Raw genomic sequence first — 16910 nt, 5'->3', positions numbered from 1 at the left:
GGTAATCTGCTTCCCCGTTTTTCACACGTTCCATCACATCTCTTGCATTGGCAAGACCGCTTACAATACAGATCTTCAGCTCAGTTCCATTGTACGGTACCGTAACTTCTTTGATGCCTTCTTCTCCACGTACCCCGCATTCTGCAATTGCATCCAGGGACGCTTTGTCATGCTCATCTGTCAGACGCCTTAATACGGCCTCTGTCACACCTCCCGTTACTCCAAAGATCATTCCTCCTCCGGATCCAAATCCAAACGGCATATCACATGCCTCAGGATCCAGGGTTTCAAATTCAATGCCGGAGTTACGGATCATTCGTATTAACTCTGTTGTAGTGATAACTAAATCGGTATCTTTTTTCCCTTTTGTATAACTATTTGCTCTGTTGGCTTCCATCTTCTTCGCCGTACATGGCATGATGGATACCATAATCGTCTTTTTCCCGTTTGCATTCTTAGGGTGACGGTAAAATTCTTTCACAACTGCGGAGAACATGCCCTGCGGGGATCTGCAGCTGGAAATATTTTTCACATATTCCGGATACTGGTCATGTACAAATTTCACCCATGCAGGACAACAGGAGGTCAGCAGCGGAAGGTTCTCACCTTCTTCGATACGCTCCAAGAATTCTTCTGATTCTTCCATAACAGTCAGATCGGCACTAAATGCCGTATCGTAAACTTCATCAAATCCCATGCGGTGAAGTACATTTACAATCTTGCCCATTACGCTTCTGCCTTTTGTCAGGTTGAACGCATCTCCTACGGCAACCCTTACAGCCGGTGCAATTTGAGCAACCACGCGCACATCTTTATCCGCAATGGCATCCCAGACTTCATCCACATTGGTACGGATACTGATCGCTCCGGTAGGACAGTAAATACGGCACTGACCACAGTTTACACAATCTGTTTCCGCAATGGTTTTATTAAATGCCGGCATAACCATGGCGTCTGTTCCACGAAATGCAAATCCCAATGCTCCGATTCCCTGGATTTCTTCACAGGCACGTACACAGTCTCCGCAGAGAATACATTTATTCGGATCACGGACGATGGATGGTGAACTGTTATCCACTGGTCTGATTTCACGGGTATTCTGGAAACGTACATTGGTAACGCCCATTCTGTGGGCTAATTCCTGCAGTACACACTCCCCGCTCTTTACGCAGGTAGTACAATCTCTGCAGTGGGCAGCTAACAGCAATTCCACGATTAATTTCCGATGTTTTTTTATTCTTCCGGTATTGGTGTAAATCACCATCCCGTCTCTTGGTTCTTCTGAACAGGAAGCAAAGGTTCTTCCTCTGTCGTCTTCCACGGTACACAAGCGACAGGCGCCAAAAGTAGAAACTTCTGAATGATAGCACAAAGTAGGTAATGAAATACCGGCCTTTCTAATCACAGAAAGGACATTCCGCTCGTCGGTAAATTCTACTTTTCTACCGTCTATTGTCATAAATCCCATATATAATCCCTCCTATGCTTCGATGTAGATTGCATCAAATGCGCAGTTGTCCTTGCAGGCACCGCACTTAATACAAAGGTCATTGTTGATCGTATATGCTTCTTTTAACTTTCCGGTAATTGCTGCTACAGGGCAGAACTTCGCACACTTGCTGCATCCTTTACAGAATTCCGGATTAATGTGATAGGATCGCAATGCCTCACAGGTCTTAGATGCACATTTCTTATCAACAATATGCTCTACATATTCTTCACGGAAAGTTTTCAGGGTACTTAAAACAGGCAGGGGAGCACTCTTGCCAAGTCCGCAAAGAGCCATGCTCTTAACCATCTCAGCCAGTTCTTCCAGCTGATCCAGATCTTCCAGTTTTCCGTCACCGGCTACGATTCTCTCCAGTATTTCCAGCATCCGTTTTGTTCCCTCACGGCATGGTACACATTTACCGCAGGATTCTCTCTGGGTGAAGCTCATGAAGAAACGGGCTACTTCTACCATACAGGTATGTTCGTCCATAACAACCAGTCCGCCGGAGCCAACAATTGCACCAAACTTCTTAACAGAATCGAAATCCAGTCCTACATCCAGATGTTCTTCCGTCAGACAGCCGCCGGAGGGACCTCCGATCTGAACAGCCTTAAATACTCCGTCATTTTTTACACCGCCGCCAATATCATAAATGATCTCACGCAGGGTCGTTCCCATTGGAACTTCGATCAGCCCTGTATTTTCGATTGCACCGGTAATGGAAAATGTCTTGGTTCCCGGACTTCCTTCTGAGCCAATGGTTCGAAGCCATTCGCCGCCTTTTAAAATAATCTTAGGCACGTTGGCAAACGTTTCTACGTTATTTAAAACGGTTGGTTTTTCCCACAGTCCCTTTTCTACCGTTCTGGGCGGTTTTACACGGGGCATTCCACGGTTTCCTTCAATAGAAGCCGTCAGTGCACTGCCCTCGCCGCAGACAAAAGCGCCTGCCCCGCGGTTAATATGAAGGTGGAAACTGAAATCACTTCCCATAATGTTATCACCCAAAAGGTGGTATTCTTCTGCCTGCTGAATCGCCATACGCAGCCTTGCTACGGATAATGGATATTCTGCCCTTACATAAATATAGCCTTCATGGGATTCTACCGCATAGGCTGCAATAATCATACCTTCTATTAATTTAAACGGATCCCCTTCCATCACGCTTCCATCCATAAAAGCACCGGGATCACCTTCATCGCCGTTACAAACGACATAACGGACTTTTTCTTTCTGCCGCGCTACCTGTTTCCACTTTCTGCCTGCGGGGAATCCGCCGCCGCCACGGCCTCTGAGTCCGGATTTGTCAACCTCTTCCACAACCTCTTCCGGTTTCATTTCAAATATCGCTTTTGCAAGGGCATTAAATCCGCCGCATGCTATGTATTCATCTATCGATTCAGCATCAATATTTCCACAATTCTCAAGTACAATCCGTGTCTGTTTTGAAATAAACGGGATATCCTTTGGTTGGGCAAATACTTTGTCCTTTTTATGATAAAACAGACGTTCTACCGGTTCCCCTTTCATAACGGTACGGTCGAATATTTCCTTACAATCCTCTAACTGTACCTTCACATATTGGAAATTATATGGTTCAATTTTCATTAAAGGACCTAATTCACAAATTCCCTGGCATCCGCTTTTTACTACGCCGATGTGCGGAATTTCTCTTTGCATCTCTACTACAACGCCTTCCAAATCACCGCAAAGCTCTTTCATACGTTCGTATATTTTTTCAGAACCGGTTGCAATGCAGCCGGTGCCGGAACAGACCAGAATTCTGCAGGAATAAGATTTAATCACTTCTTTGGAATCTTTTCTATGTTTTTCTAATGTTTTCTTGCTATCAATGATCATACGCCTGCACCTCTCAATTCCGCAATTAATTCCAATGCTTTCTCCGGTGACATCGTGGGATGTACTTCATTATTAACGGTCAGCGTGGGTGCCAGTCCGCATGCTCCAAGGCAGGATACCGTCTCCACGGTAAACAGCATATCGTCAGTTGTATGCTTTTTCTGACTAAGTCCCAGTTCTTTAAAAAGTGCTTCTAAAATGGGTGCTGATTTTCGCACATGACATGCTGTCCCATCACAAACTTTGATGACATACTTCCCTTTTGGTTCAAAAGAAAAATTTTCGTAAAAGGTAGCAACACTATAAGCTTTTGCCTCTTTCACTCCTATTTCTTTTGCCACATACGTAAGCAGTTCGCCCGGCAGATATCGGTATTCACCCTGAATATCCTGCATAATGGGAATTAACGAACTGGCTTTTTTGCCATAATGTGCGATGATTTCGTCTGTTTTTTGGTAAAATGACTGATCAAGCATCCGCAATCCTCCTTCTTCCTCTAAAATGTCCTTATATATCTTGTCCATATATATTGATCATATTATACCTTATATCATTAAATTGCACAATACCAATTCCAAAAGTTAATAAATTAACTTTAATTCACACAAGTCAGGGTGTGCAGATGAGGGAAATAGATTTTCATACAGAAATGAGTTTGTTATAAATGCACAAAAAAAGAACAGCTGATTTTTGCGGGAAATCAGCTGTTCTTCTGATCTATACAGATTTGCGGGAACCTGCACACATCGTTTAGTCATGACACTTATTCTCTTAGAATCTTTGCGGAGGTCATCTAAAAGATGTTATGAATACAACGGTCATGAAGGAGGTATTTTGTGAATTTATATATGCTTTGAGATTCATCGCAATCTGCGTGTCTATCAATCTTTTCCAGCATTGATAAACCAGGCTCTCATCAGTTTCTACAATAAAATATGCCTGCTCACCCTAAGCCGACACCTGATACAGATTCATGTATTACAATTTAATATGTATATACACAAAACTGGCTGGATGTTTCGCTCTTCACGGAAGCGCATCTCATACATTAAGCAGGTTTCCTGACTTACAGATCATCGTTTGCCTTCTCCTTCTCACACAATGGGTTATGCAATGGATTATGAAGGTTCACTCCCTGAATACAGTGACCGGATCGCTTAGGATTCTCACCTAATTCCCTCTTCTAAAATTAATACCCTTCGTCCTGATATTAATCTTAGCACTTAATATAGCAATATTAAATTACACAACTATATTATAAGCATGGTTCAGGGATTTGTCAATTACAATTTTAAAAATTTGATATTTTTTGGAATTATTTTATATTTTCTATTATTTTTCATAAAAACCCATAATTATTTTTAGCTGTAACCTGCAAATTATTCTATAATATCTCCAAAGTATGGTGAAAAATTGCGTACTTGCAGCCAGCTTAAAAATAAAAACGTTCTTTCCAGGTGATGAAAATTCACCTGTGCAAAGAACGTTTTTTATAACTCTTCTGCTATTTTTTAAGCATTCAGAGATGTGATGATGGCATCTTTTAATTCTTCTACATTTGCAAGCCCCGCCGGCTTTAACGTAGATTTAATAGAAACTTCTCCCAGGATCTCGATTTCCTTCATTTCCTCTAGGATTTTCTTCACCTGTTTGGAAGCGGTAGGTGCCCAGGTGCCGTTATCCAGGAGACCGACTTTACGGTTACGAAGCCCAAGTGCTTTCATATCCAGAAGGAAGGATTCCATAGATGGGTAGATTCCTCCGTTATAGGTAGGTGTAGCTACGACGATATGGCTGCAGCGGAATGCTTCGGCAATTAAATGGGACACATGGGTTACGGAAGCGTCATAAACGGCAATATTTTTCACGCCTGCGTCCGCAAGAGACATGGCCAATACATTGGCTGCATTTTCCGTGTTGCCGTACATGGAACCATAGACAATCATCACACTGTTATCTTCCGGCTCATAGCGGCTCCATTTATCATACTTATCAATGAAATATCCCAGATCGCTTCTCCATACGGGGCCGTGAAGAGGACAGATCATTGCTATATCCAAAGTCGCTGCTTTTTTCAGCAGTGCCTGTACCTGTACGCCGTATTTTCCAACAATATTGGTATAGTATCGTCTGGCATCCTCCAGCCAGTCCCGGTCAAAATTCATTTCGTCATTAAAAATATTACCGTTTAATGCTCCGAAAGTTCCAAATCCGTCTGCGGAGAACAACACTTTTTCGGACTGTTCATAAGCTACCATTACTTCCGGCCAATGTACCATAGGTGCCATAAAGAACTGCAGGGTATGTACTCCAAGGGAAAGTTCTTCTTTTTCTTTCACTTCAATTACTTTTCCTTCCAGATCCATTTCATAGAACTGTTTTATCATTTGTACGGTCTTGGCATTTCCAACCAATTTCATTTCCGGATATAACCTGACCAGAACTTCAATATTTGCACAGTGGTCCGGTTCCATATGATTGATGACTAAATAGTCCAGTGTTCTGCCATCTAATACATATTGAACATTCTCAATGAACTGGCGGCTGATGGAAAAATCCACGGTATCCATTAGTGCTGTTTTTTCATCCATAATTAAATAGGAATTATAAGATACTCCTCTTGGAATGGGGAATAAATTTTCAAATAAGGCAAGTCGTCTGTCGTTTCCGCCTACCCAATAAATGTTGTCCGTTACTTTTCTTGTGCAATGCATAGGTATCACCACGTTCCTTTCCAGCTTCTATATTGTACTTCAGTACTTTCCTTTTAGATTGTAACATTTATTCAAATAATTGCAAGAGATAAACACTTTAAATTTCCTTTCTCCATGAATTTTAGGAATATTTGTCGAAGGAAACGGCATTGGAATGGGTAGTTTATACAGCAAGCACAAATTTTAAACACCCCTGATATAATTCTCAAGCGCAGTCTGAACGATCTTATCCCCTTTGATCCGTTCCCCCGCTTCATCGAAATAAAATATATGTTCATATGGTAAGCAGACATCTGCAAGTTTATCCTGGTCTTCCCACAGGCAGACGGACTTCACCTTAATATTCCCGATTCCTGTTCTCACACTGTAAATGCTGTCACTTCCCAGCTGCTCTACAGTCTGGATTTCACCATTCAGATGAATCCCATCCGCCAGCGGTTGATTTAAGGCGATGTGTTCCGGCCGCACCGCAACGCTTCCCATCTCCCACTTGATAATATTCGCCGGGGGTGATCCGATGAATCCGGCTACGAAGACATTCCTCGGATTGGTATAAATCTCTTTTGGAGTCCCCTGCTGCATGACGATTCCCTGATTCATGATTACAATATTGCTCCCCATAGACATTGCTTCCACCTGATCGTGGGTTACATACAGAAAAGTAGTCTTCAGCTGCTCATACAGCATGGTTATTTTTTCCCGCATCTGGTTTCTGAGCTTGGCATCCAGGTTGGATAAAGGTTCATCCATCAGAAATACTTTGGGATTTTTAACTACCGCCCTTGCAAGTGCCACCCGCTGCCGCTGTCCCCCTGACATCTGTGCGGGATGCTTATTAGCCTGATCGGTTAATTCCACCATTTCCAGTGCCTTTTGTACCTTTTCTCTCCGTTCCATCTTTGGAACTTTTTTAACCTTCAGCCCGTATTCTACATTTTCACGCACTGTCATGTGAGGATACAGGGCATAATTCTGGAATACCATCGCCAGTTCTCTGTCTTTTGGTTCTTCCTTCGTTACCGGTCGCTCTCCAATGCAGATATCCCCTGCATCCGGCTTTTCAAGACCTGAAATAATTCGCAGCAATGTAGATTTTCCACAACCGGATGGTCCTAACAGCACCGTAAAGGAACCGTCCGGTATATGGATCGATATCTCTTTTAATACCTGAATATCCTTAAAATTCTTTACGATATTTTTCACTGCCACACTGCTCATCCTACATTTCCCTCCATTTTCATTTGGATAACATACCGCTCATCCACGGTGAGATCCAGGCTTTCCAAATATTTGCCCACACTGCCATATTTTGATTTCAGGTATTCTATGGTCTGCTCCATCTCCCGGGGGCTGGATGCGAACAAATACTCCGGCAATTCAATGCCTGCCCGCTTTAACTGTTCCTTCTGGCTTTTAAACAACGGCCGGATATTTTCTTCGCTGACTGCATAATCCGCAATAATCCATTTTTCCTCTACTCCGGCAAGCTCCAAGAGCAACATGGCAATTACTCCGGTGCGGTCTTTTCCGGCGGTACAGTTAAATACCACTGCCCGCTGGGGATATCCCGCAATAATGCGCAGTACTTTTGCAATCTCATCCTTACTGTTTTCCAGGAGGTCTATGTAAAGTCCGGCCATACTCTCTGGAAATCCACCCTCAAATCCTCCCGACTGAACCTGGTCCAGCAGCGGCACCCGGTGATAATCCACATCCGTGGCATTGCAAAACACACAAGGCAGCATTTCCACTTCCTGATCGCTTCTTAAGTCAATCACTGCCGTGATACCCGCAAGTTTGAGCTTTTCCTGATCTTCTTGGGTGAGGCTGTGCAGTCCATCTGCCCGGAAAAGTTGATTCTGTACTAACTTTTTCCCCCTGGAATTGGTGTACACCCCTAAATCCCTCACATTGTATGCCATTTCTAAATCCAGGGGTTTCGATACTTCCTGATGATTCAACATGATTTCATCCTCCATCTGCTTTTTTTCGGATCGTGTGTTATCTTTCGATCCCCCATTATTTTATTCCCCATTTCATAAACGAGTCTACGATATTTTTCTGCAAAACCATATAGATCAGAAAAATCGGAATACAGGATACTGTGGTTGCCGCCATCATAGATCCCCACAGATTCACATCGGAACTTACGAACATTTTAAGTCCGATCTGAATCGGTGCCTCATCCAGCTTCTTGGCAATGAGCATCGGCCACATGTAATCATTCCAGGAATTGATAAACAGCAGGATACCCAGAGATGCAATGGAGGCTTTCATGCTTGGCAGGACAATATCCTTTAAGATCTGAATCTCCCCGCTCCCATCCATTCTGGCGGCATCAATCAATGCTCTTGGAAAGGACTGGAACGCCTGGTACATGGAAATACAGGCAAATGCTGATGCCAGATAGGGCAGCACAATACCTAGCAGCTGACCATTCAGGCCCATATTATTGATCTGCGTATAATTGGGAACCATAATCGCCTGGAAAGGAATCAGCCAGGTTAACGTTAAAAGTCCATAGACCAGCCCTTTCCCTCTGAATTCCCATCTGGTAAGGGCGTAGGCAGCCAATACCGAGGTAAATACCTGCCCGGCTGTTTCAATCATACTGATGATTACGGAATTAAAGAGCATTTTTAAAATCGGCATTTGAGAAAATGCATAAAAATAGTTTTCCAATGTAACGTTTTTGGGAAAGGGCAGGTAATGAAAGATCTCCGCCTCGCCCTTTAAGGAGGATATCATCATCCAATACAGCGGAAAAATTGCCAGAAAGGATAACAGGATCAAAAGACCATGCTTGACACCATTTAACATTCTACGCTTCACCATCTGTAAAACCTCCTAATTATCATAAAAGGCATATTTTTTCGTCAGCCTCTGCATCGTCAGTGCGATGATGCCAAATACAATGAGAAACAGGGTTGCCGCTGCCGCACACAGTCCAACATTCAGATCCCCGAATGCGAACTTATACTTCATATAATAGATGTTGGTAGAAGTTGCAAAGGGTCCTCCCTGGGTCAGCACATCTATGTAGGCAAAGGACCACTGGCTGGAAAACAATACACTGACCATCAACATCAGCATTGCCGTAGGCGACAGCAATACCAGCGTCATGTCAAAAAACCGCCGGATACTTCCTGCACCGTCCAGTTTCGCAGCCTCGTAATACTGTGTATCAATTCCACTTAAGGCGGAGGAAAACATCAGAGTACTAAATCCAATCATTTTCCATCCTGAAATGAGAATAATCATCAGTCTGGCAAACTTCTGATCTGCGAAAAATGCAATGCTTTCCCCGGTAAGCCCAAGCGTCTGAAGCAGGTGGTTCACTAATCCGTTGCCTGGATGCAGCAGCCACTGAAAGATGATGCTCACCGCCACCGGCGCCATAATCATGGGTATAAAGAAGACAGCCCGGTAAATCTTTTTTGCTTTTTCATTTAAGTCCTGTGTTGCAGCCGCAATAAAAAGCGGCAGTACAATGGAAAAGGGCAGCATACCCAGTATATAAATCAGAGTGTTTTTAAGAGCGGGTATAAAGTCTTTGTTGCGGAATAATTTCATAAAATTATCAATTCCCACAAACTCCGGCACGGTTCCGGGTACCATGCTCCATTTATACAGGCTGTATTGCAGCGTCTGCAGCAATGGTTTGTAAGTCCAGAACAGGATCAGTCCCATAGCCGGCAGGAGAAAGAGGTAAGGTTTTACCTTTCCTGGAATTCTCCTTCTCACCGCCCTGTCTGCAGCGGATGCGGTAACTGCATATTTTTTCTCCAGAGATAATGTACTCATTGTTTCCTCCTCTATTCTAACAACTGGTCAATATCATTCTGGGCTTTCTCCAGAACTGTTTTTACGTCTGCGTCCGTGGTAAGGGCTTCTACCGTTGCATCTCTAAAAATGGTAAAGGCTTCATTTGCAATATCACCGGGCCAGATGGTAACCGGACGGATTTTCTTTAACTGTTCCAGATTCACACGAAGCAGCGGATACTGATCCACAAAATCTTTTAAATACTCCGGGTCATCTGCCAGTTCTGTACGAAGAGGAAGATATCCGATTTCCGAAGTGATAATGGTGTAGCCTCTCTTTCCCGTTGCAAATTTGATAAACTCCCAGACAGCCTGTGCTTTTTCATCGGAATCCGGCCGCACAGCAAGGCAGCTTCCTGAATTTACCGGCACGGCCTCATTTCCGTCAAATCCCGGCATAGCAGCGCCATAGAGTTCCCATCCACCTGCTTTTGCCGCACTTGCAAAGCCGCTTAAGACAGAAGTGGATTGGATATGCATCGCCACATTTCCAGCCATAAACTGCTGCATCAGATCGTTATCCGTCCCCTTTGCCCCACAGCCTTCCGTATAAAACTGTTTCCACATTTCAAAGGCCTTCACCGTATTATCCGTTGCAAAAACTGCTTTTGACCGGTCAGCATTGATCATATCCGATCCGCTGCTGTAAACGATCCCCTCTGTCACCCAGCCGTTATCAGCCGCCAGACCGAAACCATCCTTGCCTGTTTTCTCTTTAATTGTCTTCCCCATGGTCAGCATCTCTTCCCAGGATTTGGGCGGTGCATCCGGATCCAGACCTGCATCCTCAAACAACTTTCCATTGATATATAGAATCGGTGTGCTAAAGGTAAATGCAAGGCCGTAAGTCTTGTCATCAATCTTTCCAAGCGCAAGTGCATTTTCGGAAATACCCTGAAAATGCTCCTGAAGCTCTTCTTTAGGAAATACATCTTCGTAAGCTTTGATCCCCAATGCTCCTCTGGATGCATCCAGCGTTCCAAAGGTATGCTGAATAATATCAACCTGATTGCCTGCCTGAATATCGGTTTTGAACTTGGTCATATCATCAGGCACACCCTCCACTACAACTCCCTTTTCTTTGCCAACGGTATCATTAAATTCCTGAATCAGGTGCTCCATTCCTGCCTTCATGGTGGGATAATTCAGGCTGTAGCTATAAAATGTAACTTTTGTGGGATTTGCCGGATCCAGGAGATTCTCAGTTCCTGTATGACCGGAAGCTGCCGTATCTGTTCCCGTATTACTGCTGCTTTGTGAGGCAGGTTCTGTACTTCCTGCTGCTTCGATCCCTTTTGGCGCACATCCTGCAAGTGCTGTAGTTCCGATTAGCACTGCTGCTGCAAGTGCTGTCATCCGCTTCCACATGAATTTCTTCTTTTCTCTGCTCATTTTCTCTCCTCTATGGTTACTGCAATGCTTTTTGAAGTGCTGCCAGTTCAAAGGTTACATATGCAGCAGGTTTAGGTGTACTTGTCTCATAATGTACCTGCAGCCTGCCGTCATTTATTTCACAGAGGCAATAACCGGTTTTATCCGTAAAGCTTAACATCGCCCCCTCAATTCCCAGCCCAAATGCCATGGAATCTGCCGTAATCTGAGGTATGTGCTCCAGATAATTTAAGCTGTTTGCATGGGTATGCCCGCAAAATATCCCCAGCACATCGCTGTTTTTTAATGCATCCCACAGCCTGTTTGTAATCTGCATTCCAAGTTCCTTTACTTCCCATTCCACCGGATGATGAAAGGTAATGATCGAACCCCTCGGTGCTTTTTCCTTAAGAACGCCTTCCAGCCATTCTGTCTGCTCTTCGCTGATATATCCGCTCTCTTTTCCCTCAACAGCAGAATCCAGTACGATTATCCGAAGCCCGTTTATCTCTTTTGCATAATACAGGGAGCTTTCAGCCGGCTCCATTTGAAGCCCAGCCCGGAATGCCTGCTTTCGGTCATGGTTTCCAAGTACGTAGATCACATGGGTTGTGGGCATACAGGAACATACCATCTCATTGAGATACCGATAATCCTCACTGGTTCCCTCATGTACCAGATCTCCGCTGATTAATACAAAATCCAGTTGTTTTCTCTCCAGTTCCTTCAGGCATTTCTCCAGATTAGCCCCAGGGCTTCCTGCCTTTTCAAACAAATCTTTCATTTGATTCCCACTATAGTCTTTACAGATATGAGTGTCCGATAAATGTGCAAATCTAATTTTTTTCATATAATCCTCCTGGTTCCTTTTTGCCAGTTCTTAACTACACTTTTATCTTAATGAACTTTTGTAAATTATACATGCTGTTCAATGTTAAGTTTTTGTAAATTAAACATAGTGTTCATAATTGGTAATTTTCTGTTATATTATCACAGGATTGGTTTTGTCATACAAAAAAGGACGCTCTGCGCTCTTACTGCTCGCAAATCGTCCTGTATTATAATCTCGCTGCTTCTTACAAATCGTTCTGTATCCATAATCTCGCTGCTTCCCACAAATCGTTCTGTATCATGATCCTGCTGCTTCTCACAATTCGTTCTGTATCATGATCCTGCTGCTTCTCACAATTCGTTCTGTATCGTACTTCTACTGCTGCATCAAATCCTCCTGTATCATGATCCTGCTGTCTATTCGTTATTTACACCAACAAATTTTGAACCAGCTCGGACTGATATCCATCATTTTTTGCAGCCTCCAGATATCCCCTGAGGATACCCTTTAATACCTGCAGTGCGGACAGATCATATTTCAGCGGCAGACTGTTCCGGTTATTATTGACTATTTGAATTGCTCCCAGCGTGCCATATACCAGGGAGACACAAAATTCTTTGCCATCCAGGTCTTCACGTACAGAACCATCATGAAAATTTTCCATAAGGAATGCCACGGTTGAACCGGATGTTAATCCTGTTGTCTCATAAAGTTCCTTCGTATACGGGGTATCCGGATACAATTTATTATTCAGATATTCTTTGCTGAAATGAAAAAAGAATTTATAATAATCCGGGAGTTCCGCAAAGACGTCTGTCATATTCTGCAAAAATAACGCAATCTTTTCATAAGTAGACAGTTTCCTGTCTCTGAATTTCTCCCGCTGCATCTGATTAACCTGCTTGTTAAAATCAATATAGATTTCCCAGGCAATAGCATCCCGGTTCTCAAAATAGCGATAGACTGTGGCACGCATCAGATTACTCTGCTGGGCAATCTGCGAGATACTGACATCCTTGATATCCTGCTCTAAAAATAATTCTTTCGCTTTTTCCAGTATGAATGCCCTCTGTTTATCGCTATGTTTAACATATTTATATTCCTGCATGATCCCACACCTTCAGTCTCTCTTTTTTACTTATTATAGCGACTGATGTAAAAATATACAACCTGTTTCTTTTTCGTACTAAAAATAATGCATTCCCACTTACCGTTTTTTCCTGGATAGTTCCGGTAATACCATCCAAAGCATTGTAATAAAACATGCCAGACCGCCGATAAAATTTGAAATAGGTTCGGCAATAAAGACGCCCTTTACCCCCAGATTTCCAATTCTGGGAAGCATCAGGGTCAGCGGTATGACAATAACGGCTTTACGCAGCAGTGAGAAGAACACCGCCTGCTTTGCCTTTCCAAGAGAGACGAAAACCGTCTGCCCGGCAAACTGCAATGCCATCATAAAAAATCCAAAAAAGTACAATTGAATGGCTTCTACACTTGCCTGTATCATCTCCGGCTCATTATTAAAGATCCGGATAAAAAACTCCGGAAACAATATCAGGATCAGCCAGGATGCTGTGGTAATGACAACACATACCACCGACATAAAACGAATTGCCTTTTTTACCTGTCCAAAAGCCCCCGCACCATAATTAAAGCCCAATACCGGAGTTGCACCATTGGTAATTCCCTGAACCGGCATACTTAGAATTTCCCGTATGGAGTTTAAAATCGTCATGACCCCCACGTATAAATCTCCGCCATAGGACTGAAGGCTCGCATTGCATACCACCTGCACGGCGCTGTTCGTCACTGACATAATGAAGCCGGACAGTCCAAGTCCGACTATTTCCTTAAGCCGGTGCCATTTCACCTTCATCGTATCCAGATGCAGTCTTAAGACCGCCCGTTTCCCCGTCAGAAATTTCAGAACCCAGATTGCCGAAAGGCACTGGGATATAATCGTGGCAAGCGCCGCACCTTTTACCCCCATTCCAAATACAAAGATAAAGATAGGGTCCAGTATAATATTCGTAATCGCTCCCAAGAGAACTGTCAGCATACCAGTCTGACCAAATCCCTGACTGTTAATAAAGCTGTTCATTCCAAGTCCAATCATAACAAAAACGCTTCCACACAGATAAATCATTATATAATCCCTGGCAAAAGGATAAGTGGCATCACTGGCGCCGAAAGCATATAAAATTGGCTTATTAAAGACCAGTCCCAAAATTGTAAGCACAATTCCGCAGAGAATCATCATGGAAAATGATGTGCCCATTATTTTCTCAGCTTCCTTAACATCTCCTCTGCCCCGTTCAATAGAACACAGAGGGGCTCCGCCCATTCCAAATAGATTTGCGAATGCCGATACCATAGTAATAATCGGAAAACAAAGCCCCAGACCCGTCAGGGCAAGTGTACCATGTTCCGGTATTCTCCCGATATACACACGGTCAACGATATTATACAAAAGATTAATTAGCTGTGCCATGGTCATTGGCACAGCTAATTCTAATATATTTTTATAAACATTTCCTTTGGAAAAGTCCGTCTGATGCGCCTTCATATCCTCCCCCCAAACTTAACAATCATACGATCTTATTAATAACAAACTTACTATACTTAATCATAATCAGCACTAACTTACCATTTTAATCATAATTAGAAATAACTTACTATCTGTATCATAATGATAAGCGCCGTACTTCATTTTCTGAAATACGACGCTCAATAGTATCATCTTTACCTTAAATTAATTTGCCATATAAACATTCGTATACTGTACACCGAAGTTCACTGCTTCCTGATGGTTGTTCAGATAAATATCCACATGTCCATAAGGAGTTCCTCTGTCTTCTACCGTATAAATCTGACCATTGATAACCAGTCTGGTTCCAAACGGAACACCTGCCATAGCAACGGTTCTTCCCTGAATTGGCATAGCACCGCTGGCTGTAGGCCCGCCGGACCACTGTCCGCAGCAGATTGGGCAGCTGCAGTAAGCCGTCAGTTTAAATGTTCCTAAAAGCTGTCCGATATCGGAATCGCTTGCTGACGTATACTGACCTGTATTATTAGAAACCAGTTCCACGTTGGCTACATCATCATCCGAAATGATTCTGGTTGCCCAAACGGCTTCACCCATATTAACATTGGCATTTACAATACCGGTAGCCGTACTCTGTGCTTCTACGGTCTTACCATCGCCTATATACATAACTACATGATGAATGTACCCATCCTTAGCATAGAAAATCAAATCACCCGGTGCAGCTTCTTCCACCGGAATTTTCATTCCATACTGTGCCTGGTCCTCCGCAACACGAGGAAGGCTATATCCGTACTGGGCATAAATACTCTGAACAAATCCGGAACAATCCGCTCCGTTCGTCAGGCTTACACCACCCCAGACATAAGCATTTCCTACAAATTGTTGCGCAAAGCGAACCATAGAATCACGGATAGAACTTGAGATAGCACCTTCTTTGGTTGATGTTAATGTATAGTATAATACTTCATTTTCTTCCGCATCAATCAACTCATCTGCTAAAGCGATCTCATCTTCACCTGTTTCTTCTACCAGCTTCTCTGCTTCTTTTCCCTGAATAAGAAGTTTGCTGCTTACAAAACCTCTTACATCACCGGATTCAACGTATACCCAATCTTTCTTTGCATCTTTTAATACATAGCAAAGAGCTCCTTTCGGAAGCTTTCCAAGAATACGTGCTTTTTCTGATTTGCCTTCCCGGATATTCAATCCTTCAGTTTTAGCGATTGCAAATCTCTTTTTTACTACTGTAGTTTTAGTTGTTGTTTTTGTAAAAGCAAAAGCCGGATTCTCTAACGGATTAACTAATGCAGTTGCTTTCTGCAACTTTTTCTCTGTCTTTTTCTTTACATAATTATTGGCTTTTTTACCAGTGGTAAGTTTATCTGCTTTTACAAAACCTCTGACGGATCCGGACTCAATGTATGTCCACTCTTCATCTTCGCTTTGCAGCACATAGCAAAGACCATTCTTTGGCAGCTTTCCTACAACCGTTGAAGAAGTGTCTTTGTCACTGTATACTTTTAAATTTTTCTGTTTTGACAGCGCATATACTTTTTTTACCGTAACAAAACGGAAAGAAGATAAAATCTGAGGCGGTATCACGATCTGCTGGTTGGCAACCAGTTCCTGGTTACTGCCATACTGAGAATTGTTCGTGACATTATTACTATTGGACTCGGTCTGATCATTACTTTCAGTCTGATCCTTAGTTTCACTCTCTTCTTCTGTTCCCAGAATCTGAGGCTGCTTATGTAAATCTTCCGTCTCACTTTCCGTAGGCTTTTCTGTATCTTCTGACCCATCCGGTGAGTTGGATTCTGAACCATTCGTACCATCTCCTGTTTCACCGGTTGAAGGTGTCTCAGACTCAGAAGGCGGCTCTGTCTCCGGCTTGGTATTTGGCTGTGATTCCGATTCAGTCGGAGTTGTTGGCTCAGTTGGTGTTTCTGAAGGTTTATTTGATTCTGATGGCGTTGTCTCTGACGGATTAGTCTCAGGTGAAGATGGTTCTGTCTCCGGATCTGTTACGGGCTGTGAATGAGCCTCTGTAAAGTTCTCTGATGCTACCGTAGTGGGTTCTGCTGCCATAGAAACATTGGGAATTACCAGGGAAAGCGACATGGCTGCAACCATAACCCTGCACAATGATTTATAATGCATATTTTCGTATTCTCCTTTTGTCTCTTGCTGCGAATTTCGATTTAATACTTAAATGCCAAATTGAATTCCATATAATTATGTAAATAATTCATAATACTAGTAT

Annotated in this window: 13 protein-coding genes and 1 riboswitch; all 13 genes read right to left on the bottom strand. The window is 43.1% G+C overall.

Annotated features, from left to right (window positions below):
* On the bottom strand, positions 1 to 1468 hold a 1468-nt coding region (locus ACH2DQ_RS14355; protein WP_395027201.1), incomplete at its 3' end, for a [FeFe] hydrogenase, group A.
* A 12-nt stretch (positions 1469 to 1480) separates the two neighbouring features.
* The gene (locus tag ACH2DQ_RS14350) at positions 1481 to 3352 is read right to left on the bottom strand and encodes an NADH-ubiquinone oxidoreductase-F iron-sulfur binding region domain-containing protein (RefSeq protein ID WP_394915378.1); all 1872 of its coding nucleotides are present in this window, start codon (positions 3350 to 3352) and stop codon (positions 1481 to 1483) included.
* Positions 3349 to 3828, bottom strand: a complete 480-nt coding sequence (locus tag ACH2DQ_RS14345) for a complex I 24 kDa subunit family protein (protein WP_394915377.1) — start codon at positions 3826 to 3828, stop codon at positions 3349 to 3351. The genes ACH2DQ_RS14350 and ACH2DQ_RS14345 overlap by 4 nt, the downstream gene beginning before the upstream one ends.
* Positions 3829 to 4385: 557 nt before the next feature.
* A riboswitch (cobalamin riboswitch) is annotated at positions 4386 to 4594 on the bottom strand.
* 269 nt (positions 4595 to 4863) lie between these two features.
* Positions 4864 to 6066, bottom strand: coding sequence for an FprA family A-type flavoprotein (locus ACH2DQ_RS14340; RefSeq protein ID WP_394915376.1), 1203 nt, complete (start codon positions 6064 to 6066; stop codon positions 4864 to 4866).
* 183 nt (positions 6067 to 6249) lie between these two features.
* Positions 6250 to 7284, bottom strand: a complete 1035-nt coding sequence (locus ACH2DQ_RS14335; protein WP_394915375.1) for an ABC transporter ATP-binding protein — start codon at positions 7282 to 7284, stop codon at positions 6250 to 6252.
* Entirely contained in the window at positions 7281 to 8030 is a 750-nt protein-coding gene (locus ACH2DQ_RS14330; RefSeq protein WP_394915374.1) for a tyrosine-protein phosphatase, read from the bottom strand. Before ACH2DQ_RS14330 ends, ACH2DQ_RS14335 begins: the two co-directional genes overlap by 4 nt.
* Before the next feature lie 55 nt (positions 8031 to 8085).
* Entirely contained in the window at positions 8086 to 8901 is an 816-nt protein-coding gene (locus ACH2DQ_RS14325; protein WP_394915373.1) for a carbohydrate ABC transporter permease, read from the bottom strand.
* Positions 8902 to 8913: 12 nt separating this feature from the next.
* Positions 8914 to 9870: a carbohydrate ABC transporter permease gene (locus ACH2DQ_RS14320; RefSeq protein ID WP_395027197.1), complete on the bottom strand. Its 957-nt coding sequence runs from the start codon at positions 9868 to 9870 to the stop codon at positions 8914 to 8916.
* Positions 9871 to 9881: 11 nt separating this feature from the next.
* Entirely contained in the window at positions 9882 to 11282 is a 1401-nt protein-coding gene (locus ACH2DQ_RS14315; protein ID WP_394915371.1) for an ABC transporter substrate-binding protein, read from the bottom strand.
* Positions 11283 to 11298: 16 nt separating this feature from the next.
* Positions 11299 to 12111, bottom strand: a complete 813-nt coding sequence (locus ACH2DQ_RS14310; protein WP_394915370.1) for a metallophosphoesterase family protein — start codon at positions 12109 to 12111, stop codon at positions 11299 to 11301.
* A gap of 409 nt (positions 12112 to 12520) precedes the next feature.
* Positions 12521 to 13201, bottom strand: a complete 681-nt coding sequence (locus ACH2DQ_RS14305) for a TetR/AcrR family transcriptional regulator (protein WP_394915369.1) — start codon at positions 13199 to 13201, stop codon at positions 12521 to 12523.
* A 99-nt stretch (positions 13202 to 13300) separates the two neighbouring features.
* Positions 13301 to 14662 carry an MATE family efflux transporter gene (locus ACH2DQ_RS14300; RefSeq protein ID WP_394915368.1) on the bottom strand — a complete coding sequence of 454 codons (1362 nt, stop codon included), beginning with the start codon at positions 14660 to 14662 and terminating at the stop codon, positions 13301 to 13303.
* Positions 14663 to 14848: 186 nt separating this feature from the next.
* Complete coding sequence (locus tag ACH2DQ_RS14295; protein ID WP_394915367.1) at positions 14849 to 16807, bottom strand: NlpC/P60 family protein; 1959 nt, start codon at positions 16805 to 16807, stop codon at positions 14849 to 14851.
* Positions 16808 to 16910: the final 103 nt, after the last annotated feature.

The sequence above is a fragment of the Robinsoniella sp. genome (genome assembly GCF_034124845.1).
This window is presented reverse-complemented; position numbering and strand designations above follow the sequence as displayed.